The sequence below is a fragment of the Acetobacter sp. P1H12_c genome (genome assembly GCF_018811975.1).
Classification (GTDB): Bacteria; Pseudomonadota; Alphaproteobacteria; order Acetobacterales; family Acetobacteraceae; genus Acetobacter; species Acetobacter persici.
The window spans coordinates 1-12,483 of sequence record NZ_JACRVR010000027.1 but is presented as its reverse complement, the minus strand read 5'-3'; the positions used below and the strand labels follow the sequence as shown (position 1 = coordinate 12,483).

At 60.9% G+C, this 12,483-nt stretch carries 14 protein-coding genes; 1 reads left to right on the top strand and 13 read right to left on the bottom strand.

Annotated elements, in window-relative coordinates; translation table 11 throughout:
• Positions 1-2: 2 nt before the first annotated feature.
• The 13 genes from rseP to folK all read right to left on the bottom strand — a co-directional run bounded on the left by rseP (position 3) and on the right by folK (position 11,792).
• Complete coding sequence (rseP, locus tag KP699_RS12085; RefSeq protein WP_208864136.1) at positions 3-1,115, bottom strand: RIP metalloprotease RseP; 1,113 nt, start codon at positions 1,113-1,115, stop codon at positions 3-5.
• A 31-nt stretch (positions 1,116-1,146) separates the two neighbouring features.
• Complete coding sequence (dxr, locus tag KP699_RS12080; RefSeq protein ID WP_077930307.1) at positions 1,147-2,304, bottom strand: 1-deoxy-D-xylulose-5-phosphate reductoisomerase; 1,158 nt, start codon at positions 2,302-2,304, stop codon at positions 1,147-1,149.
• A 63-nt stretch (positions 2,305-2,367) separates the two neighbouring features.
• The gene (locus tag KP699_RS12075) at positions 2,368-3,198 is read right to left on the bottom strand and encodes a phosphatidate cytidylyltransferase (RefSeq protein ID WP_215762800.1); all 831 of its coding nucleotides are present in this window, start codon (positions 3,196-3,198) and stop codon (positions 2,368-2,370) included.
• Positions 3,195-3,941 (bottom strand): polyprenyl diphosphate synthase, encoded by a 747-nt coding sequence (uppS, locus tag KP699_RS12070; protein WP_215762816.1) that lies wholly within the window; start codon positions 3,939-3,941, stop codon positions 3,195-3,197. Before uppS ends, KP699_RS12075 begins: the two co-directional genes overlap by 4 nt.
• 47 nt (positions 3,942-3,988) lie before the next feature.
• Positions 3,989-4,510, bottom strand: coding sequence for a ribosome recycling factor (gene frr / locus KP699_RS12065; RefSeq protein ID WP_212356201.1), 522 nt, complete (start codon positions 4,508-4,510; stop codon positions 3,989-3,991).
• A gap of 143 nt (positions 4,511-4,653) precedes the next feature.
• On the bottom strand, positions 4,654-5,391 hold the full coding sequence (gene pyrH / locus KP699_RS12060) for a UMP kinase (RefSeq protein WP_025828795.1): 738 nt from the start codon (positions 5,389-5,391) through the stop codon (positions 4,654-4,656).
• Between the two features lie 114 nt (positions 5,392-5,505).
• Positions 5,506-6,408: a GTPase Era gene (era, locus tag KP699_RS12055; RefSeq protein WP_215762815.1), complete on the bottom strand. Its 903-nt coding sequence runs from the start codon at positions 6,406-6,408 to the stop codon at positions 5,506-5,508.
• Complete coding sequence (gene rnc / locus KP699_RS12050; protein WP_212356177.1) at positions 6,398-7,144, bottom strand: ribonuclease III; 747 nt, start codon at positions 7,142-7,144, stop codon at positions 6,398-6,400. The genes era and rnc overlap by 11 nt, the downstream gene beginning before the upstream one ends.
• A complete protein-coding gene (gene lepB, locus KP699_RS12045; protein WP_077930312.1) occupies positions 7,141-7,950 on the bottom strand; it encodes a signal peptidase I in 810 nt (269 codons plus the stop codon). Before lepB ends, rnc begins: the two co-directional genes overlap by 4 nt.
• A 76-nt stretch (positions 7,951-8,026) precedes the next feature.
• Positions 8,027-8,434 (bottom strand): holo-ACP synthase, encoded by a 408-nt coding sequence (gene acpS, locus KP699_RS12040; protein ID WP_215762799.1) that lies wholly within the window; start codon positions 8,432-8,434, stop codon positions 8,027-8,029.
• Positions 8,431-10,755: a bifunctional (p)ppGpp synthetase/guanosine-3',5'-bis(diphosphate) 3'-pyrophosphohydrolase gene (locus KP699_RS12035; RefSeq protein WP_370684597.1), complete on the bottom strand. Its 2,325-nt coding sequence runs from the start codon at positions 10,753-10,755 to the stop codon at positions 8,431-8,433. Before KP699_RS12035 ends, acpS begins: the two co-directional genes overlap by 4 nt.
• Before the next feature lie 39 nt (positions 10,756-10,794).
• On the bottom strand, positions 10,795-11,166 hold the full coding sequence (rpoZ, locus tag KP699_RS12030) for a DNA-directed RNA polymerase subunit omega (RefSeq protein WP_025829482.1): 372 nt from the start codon (positions 11,164-11,166) through the stop codon (positions 10,795-10,797).
• 89 nt (positions 11,167-11,255) lie between these two features.
• Complete coding sequence (folK, locus tag KP699_RS12025) at positions 11,256-11,792, bottom strand: 2-amino-4-hydroxy-6-hydroxymethyldihydropteridine diphosphokinase (RefSeq protein WP_215762798.1); 537 nt, start codon at positions 11,790-11,792, stop codon at positions 11,256-11,258.
• 127 nt (positions 11,793-11,919) lie between these two features.
• Here folK and KP699_RS12020 point away from each other — a divergent pair.
• A partial coding sequence (locus KP699_RS12020; RefSeq protein WP_215762797.1) for an NYN domain-containing protein occupies positions 11,920-12,483 on the top strand: 564 nt, incomplete at its 3' end.

Here is a 12,483-nt window from a genome sequence, read left to right as displayed (position 1 = left end):
ATTCAGCTTACGAGCGATGCAATCCACTTAAACAATCCGAAACCAGACAGATCATTAAACGTCGAAAACAAGAACAGGCCAGCCAGAAGCGCGAAACCAGCCTGAAAACTGATTTCCTGAATACGCTTTGAAACCGGACGCCCTCTTACTGCCTCTATGGCATAAAAAACCAGACGTCCGCCATCAAGAAGCGGCACCGGGAACAGATTTATTAGACCCAGATTAACAGAAAGCAAAGCCATGAACGAAAGCAGGCTGGCAAAACCATACTGCGCCACCTGCCCCGAGAGCTGCGCGATCTTGAGCGGGCCGCCCAGATCCTTGGCTGTATGACGGCCGGTGAGAATTTGCCACACGCCGTCCAGTGTCTGGACGGATGTGGTCCACGTCGCCCTGACGCCAGCCACAACGGCAGACGGCACGGAAAGCGGCTTGCCGGCCTCGGTTGCAAACATCACGCCAAGCTGGCCATGCGGCTGCGCTGAGGACGACTCCGCTGCGGTTCCGATTGTCACCGGCAGGTCCACGTCCTGCCCCGCGCGGCGCACCGTGAGGGTGGTTTTAGCCCCGGCTTCCCCCGTGACGGTCGTCTGCACATCCTGAACGTCCGTGACGTCATGCGTGCCGATTCTGCGGATCACGTCACCGGGCTGCACGCCTGCCGTCGCGGCGGCCCCGCCGGGCACGACGGACGCAATCTCATTGCGCACCGTCGGCTGGCCGACCGAGGCAAAAATGATGGTAAACAGCACAATCGCCAGCAGGAAGTTAAACACCGGCCCCGCGACAATCACGATCGCCCGTGACCAGACGGATTTATCATGGAAGGTCCGCCCCGGAATCCACGCAGCTTTCTGCTCTTCCGTTGCGTCCTCCGGGTCTTCAAACCCGTGCGGGCGAACATAGCCCCCCAGAGGGATAGGGCAGACGCGCCATTCCGTGCCGCTGCGGTCATGCCAGCGGAACAGGGCCGGGCCAAACCCCAGAGAGAACACTTCCACATGCACCCCCCGCCAGCGCGCGGCCAGATAATGCCCAAGCTCATGAATGGTCACGAGCACGCCGAGCACAAAGGCAAAGGAGATAAGGGTACGCAGGTATTCGTGTATCATGATTATCCGGATATCGGCTCAGAGAGCTGTTTTCTCAAGCCGCCAGGGCAAGAGTATGGCTGCGGGCCGCTTTACGGGCCTCGGCATCCCAGTGCAGCACGGCCTCCAGCGTATCCGCCGGGGGTGCGCCGAGCGCCGTCATGGTCTGCTCAACCACACGGGCAATGTCCAGAAAGCCGATCTGTTCCTTCAGGAACGCTTCAACCGCAATTTCATTAGCCGCGGACAGAATGGCCGGGGCAGCGCCGCCGCTCCGCAGGGCTTCCCGCGCCAGACGCAGCGCCGGGAAACGCACCATGTCCGGCGCGCTGAATTCGAGCGTGGCAAAGGCCGCGAGATCCAGATGGCTGGAGGTCGTTGCCATGCGCTTCGGCCAGGCCAGCGTATGTGCAATGGGGATCCGCATATCCGCAGACCCCATCTGCGCAATCAGGCTGCCATCCGTATATTGGACCAGCCCATGCACCACAGACTGCGGGTGTACCAGCACATCAATGCGGTCTTCCGTCAGGCCGAAAATGCGGGCGGCCTCAATCACTTCCAGCCCTTTATTGAACATGGTTGCGGAATCAATGCTGATTTTTGCCCCCATGCTCCATGTCGGGTGCTTGAGCGCCTGTGCCGGGGTCGCGGCTTCCATCTCCTCCAGAGACGCTTTGCGGAACGGGCCGCCGGACGCCGTGAGGATGATTTTGGCAACCTGATCCGCCTGCTTGTCCGCCATAGCCTGCGCAATGGCGTTATGCTCGGAATCTACCGGCAGCAGCGTGGCTCCGGCATCCGCTACAGCACGGAGCATGACATCCCCGGCGCACACCAGAGCTTCCTTGTTGGCCAGCGCAATGGATTTGCCGTTTTTGACAGCCGCCAGCGTCGGCTCCAGCCCGGCGGCCCCGGTGATAGCCGCCATTGTCCAGTCTGCTGGCAAGCCAGCAGCGGCAATCACAGCCGCACGGCCGCAGGCAACCTCGGTGCCGCTGCCAGCCAGAAGCGTGCGCAGTTCTTCAAACGCCTTTTCATCGGCCACAACAGCCAGTTCGGCCTTCAGGCTTTTTGCCTGCTCCGCCAGTTTGGCGGCGTTGCTGCCGCCTACCAGCGCCCGCACCCGGAACTGGTCACGCGCCTGCTCCAGCAGATCCACGGTTGAGCAGCCAATGCTGCCTGTGCTTCCCAGAACGGTAACGGTTCTCATGCGCCCTCTTCCAAACCAGACAAAGGCGGCATGGCCTGATAAAAGCCTGCCGCCTGTTGAGACTCACCCCGGCATTTTTCCTGCCAGAAAAGCGAAAACAGCGTGTGCCCCTGCCGTCCAGAACGGAGCCGGAGCCGCCACACATAATGAGATCAGAGCCGCAGCCGGTGCGGCGACGACAAGACCATCAAACCGGTCCAGCAACCCGCCGTGCCCCGGCAACAGCGTGCCGGAATCCTTGACACCCAGCGCGCGCTTCATGGCACTTTCCGCCAGATCACCCGCCTGCGCCACAACACCCAGCACCGCGCCCCAGAACGCAGCGGTTGCCACACCGCCCTGCCCGGAAAGAGCCGCGATCACGCAGCCGCACACCACAGCGCCCACCAGACCACCCGCCGAGCCTGACCATGTTTTGCCGGGGGAAATACGCGGTGCCAGTTTGGGGCCACCCATCAGCCTGCCGGTCAGGTACGCCGTGGTGTCACTCGCCACCACAACTGCCACCACAAACAGCACCGGCCATACGCTTTCCAGCCGCAGCCAGACGAGAGCCGTGCCCGCCAGCACAATCACGCACATCACCGCGCATAACTGCGCCCCGAATATGATGGAAGAAAGGCAGAAAACCGGAAAGGCCTCCCACCGGCCCGTAACCGCCGCCAGCCCGGCCCCGATGGCCCACAGCACATACACGATGCCCCGCCATGATCGGGGGGAAAGCCTGAACAGCAGAGCCGCTTCCGCCGCCATGCCGCCCATCACGCCCAGAATGAGAAGATCATAAAGGATGCCACCCATGCCGATGCACAGCCCGGCCACCAGAACCAGCACGCAGGCGGACATCAGGCGCGTGCGCAGGTCTCTCCACGCAGAAGCATCAGGCTGGCTCATGACGCAGAGGGCCTCGCGCCAAACCGGCGCTCCCGGCGGGCATAGGCCTCCAGCACGGTCGCAAAATGCCCTTCATTAAAGTCGGGCCAGAAAATATCGAGAAAAACGAGTTCCGCGTAAGCACTCTGCCACAGCAGGAAGTTGGACAGCCGGAACTCCCCGCTGGTCCGCACCACCACATCCGGGTCTGGCACGCCAGCGGTCCACAGCTTGTCCGCAAACAGGGTTTCATCAATCTGTTCGGGCTTGAGGTCACCTTGCTGCACAGACTGCGCAAGCCGCCGGGCAGCCTGCACAATATCGCCACGCCCGCCATAGGAGAGCGCCAGAAGCAGGGTAAGCCGCCCGTTATCCCGTGTAAGGGATTCCGCACGCGCCAGTTCTTCCCGCAGGCTGACGTCAAACCGCGCCAGATCCCCGATAAAGCGGATACGCACATCTTCCCGGTGCAGTTCCGCCACTTTATGCCGCAGATAATACCGCAGAAGGCTGGTCAGATCCGCGACCTCAGCAGGCTCGCGTGACCAGTTTTCTGAAGAAAACGCATAGAGCGTGAGATATTTTACACCACGATTGATCGCGGCACGCAGGCAGCGTGAAACCGCTTCCGCCCCCGCTTTGTGCCCGGCCAGACGCGGCAGACCTCTCTCCAGCGCCCAGCGGCCGTTGCCATCCATAATAATGGCAACATGCGCGGGGACGACAGATTTCCTGTCTACAGTCCCGGATGATTTTGTCGGCACGGCTTCACCACCACGGGCCAGAGAGAGGAATCCCGACGCCACGCGCGTCAGACCTGCTTAATCTCGCGATCTTTGTCAGCCAGCATGTCGTCAATTTTTTTCACATACTGGTCCGTGAGCTTCTGGATAGCGTCAGACCAGGTCTTGACGTCATCCTGACTGATCTCACTCTTTTTCTCAAACGCCTTGGCTTTATCCATGCCGTCACGCCGCACGCCACGGGCAGCAATCTTGGCACCTTCAGCATAGCGGGCAGCGGCCTTTGCCAGTTCATGGCGGCGTTCTTCCGTCAGCTGCGGGATCGGCACGCGGATCAGCTGGCCGTCAGAAGCCGGGTTCAGGCCCAGCCCTGCGTCACGAATAGCGCGTTCAACAGCCCCGACCAGCACGCGGTCCCACACCTGCACGGTAATCATGCGGGCTTCCGGCACGGCAATGGAGCCAACCTGCGTCAGCGGCACTTCACCACCATAAGCTTCCACGCGCACCGGCTCCAGCAGAGCCGGGCTGGCGCGGCCAGAACGCAGGCCCGCAAAGTCACGGCGCAGGCTTTCCAGCGCGCCATCCATGCGGCGCGTCAGGTCATCCAGAAGGGCATTCAGATCAGACACGGTCTTTCTCCCGTTTCCCGGACGGACCCGCAGGCCCGCCTCATCACTCTTAACACTAATATCCGGCGGCAGAACGCGCCGGACAAGGCATTCCGTTCGGTTTACGCGGTTTCAATAATCCGCGTAAACGGGCCTTCTCCACGCATCACGCGCGGGAAGGACCCCGGCTCACCAATATTGAACACAATAATCGGCAGACGATTTTCGCGCGCCAGACTGATGGCGGCGGCATCCATCACGCTGAGCTGGTTGGAGAGCACATCCATATAGGTCAGCTCTTCATACCGCACGGCAGACGGGTCATGCTTGGGGTCAGCCGAATAAACGCCGTCCACCTGCGTGCCTTTCAGCAGCACGTCACATTCCATTTCCGCAGCGCGCAGGGCGGCGGCCGTATCGGTGGTGAAGAAGGGGTTGCCTGTGCCTGCGGCAAAAATCACCACGCGGCCTTTTTCCATATGCCGCACAGCGCGGCGGCGGATATAGGGTTCAGCAATGGCGGACATACCGATGGCGGACATCACCCGCGTCGGCAGGTCCTGCCCTTCCAGCGCGTTCTGCAACAGCAGGGCGTTGATCACGGTTGCCAGCATCCCGGCATAATCACCCTGCGCGCGGTCCATCCCCTTGGCCGCCGCGGCCAGACCGCGGAAGATATTGCCACCGCCCACAACAAGGCAGACTTCCCACCCGCTGCGCACAACCTCGGCAACATCAGCGGCAATACGCTCAACCGTCTGCTGATCGACGCCATAAGCGCCTGACCCCATCAGGGCCTCACCGGAAACTTTGAGCAATACGCGTTTACGGGGTGGCATCTCGCCAGTGGAAGCAGTCATTGGCCCTCAATCACGCAGATCGTCTGAAAAAGGCCCCGCCTCCAGACAGGGGGCGGGACAAGTCGCCCTTCTCTTATCCTTCATGACGCGCGGCTACAAGCGGCCAGAGCCGCCTTATGGCACATCATCCAGACCAATGGCCCGCAGACGGGCGCGCTCTTCATCCCAGCCGGACCGCTCCTTGACATTCAGGAACAGGTGGCAGGGCCGTTCCAGAAGACCGGAAAGCTGCTTACGGGCGCGCTCACCAATCTGGCGGATTTTCTGCCCCCGCTCCCCGATCAGAATCGCCTTATGTCCGGCGCGGCCAACATAAATGGTGGCATCAATCCGCACGGAACCGTCCGGGCGCTCTTTATAGCTTTCCGTCTCAACCGTGGCGCCGTACGGCACTTCCTCATGCGTTTGCAGAAAAATCTGCTCCCGCACCAGTTCCGCCGCCAGCAGACGGTCGGGCAGGTCCGTCAGATCATCTTCCGGATAGAGATACGGGCCTTCCGGCAGGCTTGCGGCCAGACGGTCCAGCAGATCCTCCACACCGCTGCCGGAGCGGGCACTGACCATAAAGACGTGCTCCACCGCCAGCTTCTGCGTAATCTCCTGCGTCAGCGGCAGCAGGCGCTCGGGGGAGATAAGGTCCGTCTTGTTCAGCACCAGCCAGACTTTGCGGCCTGTGCTGGCCAGACGCTCGATAATGCTGTTAACGGCGTCCGTCAGGCCAGAGCGAGCATCGACCAGCAGCAGCGTGATATCTGCATCTTCCGCACCGCTCCATGCCGCAGCGACCATCGCCCGGTCCAGCATCCGGCGCGGCTGGAAAATGCCGGGCGTATCCACCAGCAGAATCTGCGTGGAGCCGCGCATCAGAATCCCCAGCACGCGGGCACGGGTTGTCTGCGCCTTCGGGCTGACAATGGAGAGTTTAGCCCCCGCCATTTTGTTCAGCAGCGTGGATTTCCCGGCGTTTGGCGCCCCCACCAGTGCTGCAAAGCCGCAGCGCGTCGTCTCACCCATGATCCGGGCCTCCAAGTTGTTCAAGCAGATCCGCTGCCGCGGCACTCTCGGCGGCGCGCTTGTTACCAGCCCGCCCTTCTCCACTCCGGCCACCAGCGGTCACCTGCACCACAAACAAGGGCGCGTGGGAGGGGCCATCGGCCCCGATTGTCTCATAAACCGGCAGGCTTTGCCCGCGCCCCAGAACCCATTCCTGCAAGGCCGTTTTCGGGTCCTTGGGCGGGCGGGCCTGCGCATCCAGCATCGGCTTCCAGGCTTTGCGCACAATGGCGCGGGCCGGGTCCAGCCCTCCATCCAGAAAAACCGCGCCCAGCACGGCTTCCAGCGCATCGGCCACCACATTGGCGGTGCTCTGCACCCCCACGCGGGCCTCATGCGTGGCGACCGCCAGACTGGCGGGCAGATCAATCCGCTCGGCAATTTCAGCCAGCGTGGCGCGGGAGACCAGATGCGCCAGACGGGAACCGAGCGCCCCTTCCTGCTCTGCCGGATAGCGTTCCAACAGCCATTCCGCCATCAGCAACCCCAGAACGCGGTCCCCGATAAATTCCAGACGTTCATTGGAGCCCATGCCACGCGCCTTTTGCGGGCGGCGGCGGCCACCAGCATTCTGGTGCGCGGCGGACCGATGGGTCAGAGCCTCATGCAACAGGGCCGGATTGCGAAACTGATAGCCCAGCCGATCCTGCAAAGCGGTGACGGCAGAGGCTTCTCCGGCAAAAACAGCAGGGCGTTTCACGTGATGCTCCGGAAAATCCGGGCCCAGCGAATTTCCACCGGCCAGTACCAGACCTGCCAGAACGGATGCGCGGACTCTACCGAGAAGAACACGCGCCCGGCATGGCCCACCAGATTTTCCATGGGCACAAAACCAAGGTCTTTCGGGCCATCACCCATAAAGCGGCTATCCGCGCTATCATCCCGGTTATCACCCATGGCGAAGAAATAGCCCGGCGGCACAACGTAATCCGGCGTGTTGTTCTGTGCGCCGTCATCCATCAGCTTCAGCACCTGATGCGCCACAACGCCTTTGCCGCCGCTGGCGGGAAGCTGCTCCTCGCAGGCCTCCCCTTCCATCGGCACGCGGGATTCATCCATCGCCGTGTATGGGTGCGGGGCAAGGCAGGGCACCAGCTCATTATTCAGATACAGATGCCCTTCCGTCACCCGGATATGGTCACCCGGCAGACCGATAATCCGTTTGACGTAATCAACCGAGGTATCTTTGGTAAAACGGAACACAGCCACATCACCCCTGTGCGGCTCAGCGCCCCAGATCCGCCCCTGAAACAGGTTGGGCGAAAACGGGAAGGAGAAACGGGAATACCCATAGCTGTATTTGGACACCATGATGTAATCCCCCACCTGAAGGGTCGGGATCATGGAGCCGGACGGAATGACAAAGCTTTCAAACAGAAAGGTGCGGAACAGCGTAACCGCCAGCACCACCCCGATGATGGTTCTGGCATAATCCAGCACGAGCTGCCCGAGTGTTGCCGGCTCCCCTGCGCCTGATACCGTGGGAGTCTGGTTCGGGTTGGTCATGTCCTGCACCGCCTGTCTGCGTCATTAGGAAAGAAAAGAAAAACCGGCGGGATCAAGCCGCGCCCCCTGCCCGATGTCAAGCCGGACGCCCCAAGATCAGGACCTCGGCAAACGCGTACGGATGTTCATCCGTCATGCTCAGCACCAGATGCGGCACCTGCCCGGCTGGCATGATCTGCTGCAACCGGAGCAGGGCTGCACCTGTCAGCACCAGTGTCGGCTGGCCAGAAGGCAGGTTTTCCACCCCGATCTGGCTTTGCGCCACACCCTGCGCAAACCCTGTGCCCAGCGCCTTGGCGCAGGCCTCCTTGGCGGCCCAGCGTTTTGCATAGGCGCCAATCCGCGCCTGCCCGTGCCTCCGGTCCGCCCGCGCCCGCTCCGTCGCCGTAAAAACACGCTGGAGGAAGCGGTCGCCAAACTGTTCAATCACGCGCTCAATCCGGCGCATGTCACACAGGTCAATCCCGGCGGCAATGACACTCATGCCCGTGCCCTGTCCGCCTGAGAAATCCCCTGCGCCGCCCGGAGGGCCGCAATAACCGAGGACAGATGGCGCAGATCCCGCACTTCCACATCCACAAGGATTTCCATGAAGTCGAGCTGCCGGTGTACAATTTTCAGATTAACCACAGACGCATCCGCTTTGGACACGGTGTTGGTAATCGCAGCCAGCACGGCGGATTCATTTTCCGCCACAATGGTCACGCGCCCCACCCGCAGTTCTCCGCTGCCGGAGCGGGCCATAGCGTCATAATCCCAGTCCACATCCAGAAAACGCTCGGGGGTTGCGGCAAAACTTTCCAGCGTCGGGCAGGTGCGGGTGTGAATGGTCACACCTTTGCCGGTTGCCACCACACCCACAATCCGGTCCCCCGGCAGAGCATGGCAACAGGCGGCAAAATGCACGGCCACGCCGGGGCCAAGCCCCACCAGCGGAATAGCCCCACCAGACCGGCCGCTCCCGGCACCACTGGTCGCCCGCGGGCGCGGCCCGGCCGTACCCAGAACACCCGGCAGTCCCGCCACCATACGCGGTGCCCGCGTGGCGCGACGCAGTTCCGGATAAGCAGCATGCACAACATCCCGCGCCCCGAGATTATTGTTGCCCACAGCAACATACAGGTCCTGAAGCGAACTCTGCTTCAGCGCCTTGAGGGTCGTTTCAATAACCTTTTCGGAACCATCGACCCCTTCCTGACGGAAGGCCTTGGCCAGTGCCGCGCGCCCGCTATCCAGATAGGTCTGGCGCTGCTGGGCCGCGACATAACGGCGGATGCGCGCGCGCGCCTTGCCGGTGACGACAAACCGTTCCCACGAGGGAGACGGCGCGCCGCCACGCGCGGTCATGATCTCGACCTGATCCCCGTTCTGCAACTCATGCCGCAGCGGCATCAGGCGACCGTTGATCTTGGCGCCTACGCAGGAATCCCCAATCTGACTATGCACGGCATAGGCAAAATCAACCGCCGTCGCCCCGCGTGGCAGGGAAATAAGCTGGCCTTTGGGGGAGAAGCAGAAAACCTGATCCTGATAGAGTTCAAGTTTGGTGTTTTCCAGAAACTCATCCGGCGCGGAGGACGCTTCCAGAATTTCCAGCAGATCCTGCACCCAGCGGGGACGACGGAAGCCGGTAATACCGCCTTCGCTCCCGGCATCACCTTCCTTGTAGGCCCAGTGCGCCGCCACACCGTTTTCGGCAATGTCATGCATCGCCTCGGTACGGATCTGCACTTCAATCTTCTGGTTCCGCGGGGAGCGCAGCGTCACCCCGGTATGCAGGCTCTGATATCCGTTGGCCTTGGGGGTGGAAATATAGTCCTTAAAACGCCCGGCGATGACGGGATAGGCCGCATGCACAGCCCCGAGCGCCATGTAACAATCCTCGCGCGTGTCCACCACCACGCGGAAGGCCATGATGTCAGACAACTGCTCGAACGCCACGTTCCGGCGCTGCATTTTCTCCCAGATGGAATATGGCGATTTTTCCCGCCCGGAGACATGGACGTTTTTCAGCCCGGCCTCTTCACACAGGCGCAGCAGTTCCCGCCGCACCTCTTCAATCACATCCGCACCCTGCCCGCGCAGATAGTTCAGGCGGGCGCGGATGGTGGCATCTGCTTCCGGCTCAAGCTGCGCAAAGGAGAGGTTCTGCAACTCGGTCTTGACCCGGTCCATACCGATACGTTCGGCAAGGGGGGCATAGATATCGAGCGTTTCCCGCGCAATGCGCTGGCGGCGGTCCACACGCTCCACAAAATGTAGCGTGCGCATGTTGTGCAGGCGGTCTGCCAGTTTGACCAGCAGAACGCGAATGTCCTTGGACATTGCCAGCACAAGCTTGCGGAAATTTTCGGCCTGTTTGGTCCGGTCGGACTGGAGTTCCAGCCGCGTCAGCTTGGTGACGCCATCCACCAGATCGGCCACCGTCGCGCCGAACTGCGCCCGCAGTTCCTCCTGCGTAACGCCGGTATCTTCAATCGTATCATGCAGCAGGGCGGTGACGATGGACGGAACATCCAGCCGGAAGCCAGCCAGAATCATCGCCACCGCCAGCGGGTGCGTTATGTACGGGTCACCATTATCGCGGAGCTGGCTCTCATGAGCCTTTTTCGCCACCTCAAAAGCGCGGCGGATACTCTCAAGGTCAGCATTGGGCGCGTAGCCGCGCACAATATTAACCAGCCGGTCACAGGTCACATCGCCTCGCCCGGACGGTTCCGGGGCAACCGGCACGGGAGCAGTTTCTCCCGTCACACCAGGCAGGAGCGCAGAACCAGCCGAAGCACCTGCCTCAGGCACCAGAATTCCGGTTCTGTTATCGCTCCCCGCCTGCGTCACACGCTCTTACCGCCGTGCGCGCCCGCTGAGAGCGGCTTCAATCGCACCGGCATCATCAGAAGCTTCCTCTTCCGGGGAGACTTCCTGCAGACCAAAGATATTCTGTTCCGTGGGAACCAGATCCTGCACTTCTTCATCCACAGGCTCGGGCTCGGGCTCGCGCGCCTGAGAGCGGATCAGATCATTGCGCAGATCCGGCAGTTTGACAGTTTCATCCGCAATTTCGCGCAGGGCGACAACCGGATTCTTGTCATTATCCCGGTCAATGGTAAGCTCTTCACCGCGTGAGATATTACGGGCGCGCTGGGCTGCGTACAGCACCAGCTCAAAGCGGTTCGGGACTTTCTCAACGCAGTCTTCGACAGTGACGCGTGCCATTACGAAGAGCCTCCACACAATTCAGCAAAAAAATTCAGAAGGACCATTGTAACGCATCCCCCCACCCCTAGGAAGTCCTTATTCCTGAATCATTCCTGAATCCGCCGGATTTCCTGATCTGCAACGCCCGGCAGGAGGTCCGCCAGCGTTTTTCCGCTTTCAGGATGCACCCAGTCCGGCGCCACATCCCGCAGGGGCAGCAGCACAAAAGCCCGCTCCTGCGCGCGGGGGTGCGGGAGGGTCAGAGACGGGTCAGTCTGACACCGTGCCCCAAAGCTGATCAGGTCCAGATCAATCGTGCGGGCCGCATTCGGGATGGAACGTTCCCGCCCGAACTGCGTTTCTATGGTCTGAAGCGCCTTTAGCAGAGCCTCAGGCTCAATGCTGGCCACCCCCCTGACCAGACCATTAATATAAGGAGGTTGACCTGACGGTGGCACAGGAGCACTTTCATACCAGTGGGAAACCGCCTCGACGGTTAATCCGGGCACCTGCCGCAATGCGGCCACAACCCGATGGCATGTTTGCAGCGCCGCCTGCCCCGCATAAGGCAGATTTGCCCCTATCGCGATAAGGACGGTATTTGCCTCGTCCGGAGTTTTTGTCAGACCTGATATATTTGCCATGTGAATGTATCTTTTTTTCTGAACACCGGTATAATCCGCGCAGGCTTAGCCTTAAATCCCTGAATGCGATAGATTTTTAACCTACATTCAAAACGTATCACTGTATTATTTAGAGGAAAAAATCCAAATGAATCTCAAAAAAGAAGAGAGAACCTGCCTCTTCATTGATGGCTCAAGTCTCTACTCCACCTCTCGCGGTCTGGGTTTTGACGTCGATTATAAAAAGCTGCTGGATTTCTTTACCTCTAAAACGCACATCATTCGCGCTTATTATTACGCCGCCATTCTGGATACGGAAGATTATTCTCCCCTCAAGCCGCTGACAGACTGGCTCTCCTATAACGGTTATTTTCTCGTCACCAAACCTGCACGCGAATTTACCGATTCCACCGGAAAACGCCGCGTTAAAGGCAACATGGAAATCGAGATTGCCGTGGATATGATGGAGATGGCCCCGCATATTGATCACGCCATTCTCTTTACCGGCGATTCAGATTTCCGCCGCGTGGTGGAAGCCGTGCAGCGTCAGGGCACCCGCGTGTCCGTTGTGTCCTCCATGCGCTCTTCCCCGCCGCTGATCGGGGATGATCTGCGCCGTCAGGCCGATAACTTCATGGAACTGGCGACCATCGCCAGCAACTTTCCCCGCCGCCAGCAGGCAGAAACCCAGCGCCCCCGCACAGGGGCCGCC

What these genes read in the sequence shown, in the direction of transcription:
- dxr (WP_077930307.1), bottom strand. Translation starts at nt 2,304, where the DNA reads ATGAGAACCGTTACCGTTCTGGGAAGCACAGGCAGCATTGGCTGCTCA.
- KP699_RS12075 (WP_215762800.1), bottom strand. Translation starts at nt 3,198, where the DNA reads ATGAGCCAGCCTGATGCTTCTGCGTGGAGAGACCTGCGCACGCGCCTG.
- frr (WP_212356201.1), bottom strand. Translation starts at nt 4,510, where the DNA reads ATGGATGGCGCGCTGGAAAGCCTGCGCCGTGACTTTGCGGGCCTGCGT.
- pyrH (WP_025828795.1), bottom strand. Translation starts at nt 5,391, where the DNA reads ATGACTGCTTCCACTGGCGAGATGCCACCCCGTAAACGCGTATTGCTC.
- lepB (WP_077930312.1), bottom strand. Translation starts at nt 7,950, where the DNA reads ATGACCAACCCGAACCAGACTCCCACGGTATCAGGCGCAGGGGAGCCG.
- acpS (WP_215762799.1), bottom strand. Translation starts at nt 8,434, where the DNA reads ATGAGTGTCATTGCCGCCGGGATTGACCTGTGTGACATGCGCCGGATT.
- rpoZ (WP_025829482.1), bottom strand. Translation starts at nt 11,166, where the DNA reads ATGGCACGCGTCACTGTCGAAGACTGCGTTGAGAAAGTCCCGAACCGC.
- folK (WP_215762798.1), bottom strand. Translation starts at nt 11,792, where the DNA reads ATGGCAAATATATCAGGTCTGACAAAAACTCCGGACGAGGCAAATACC.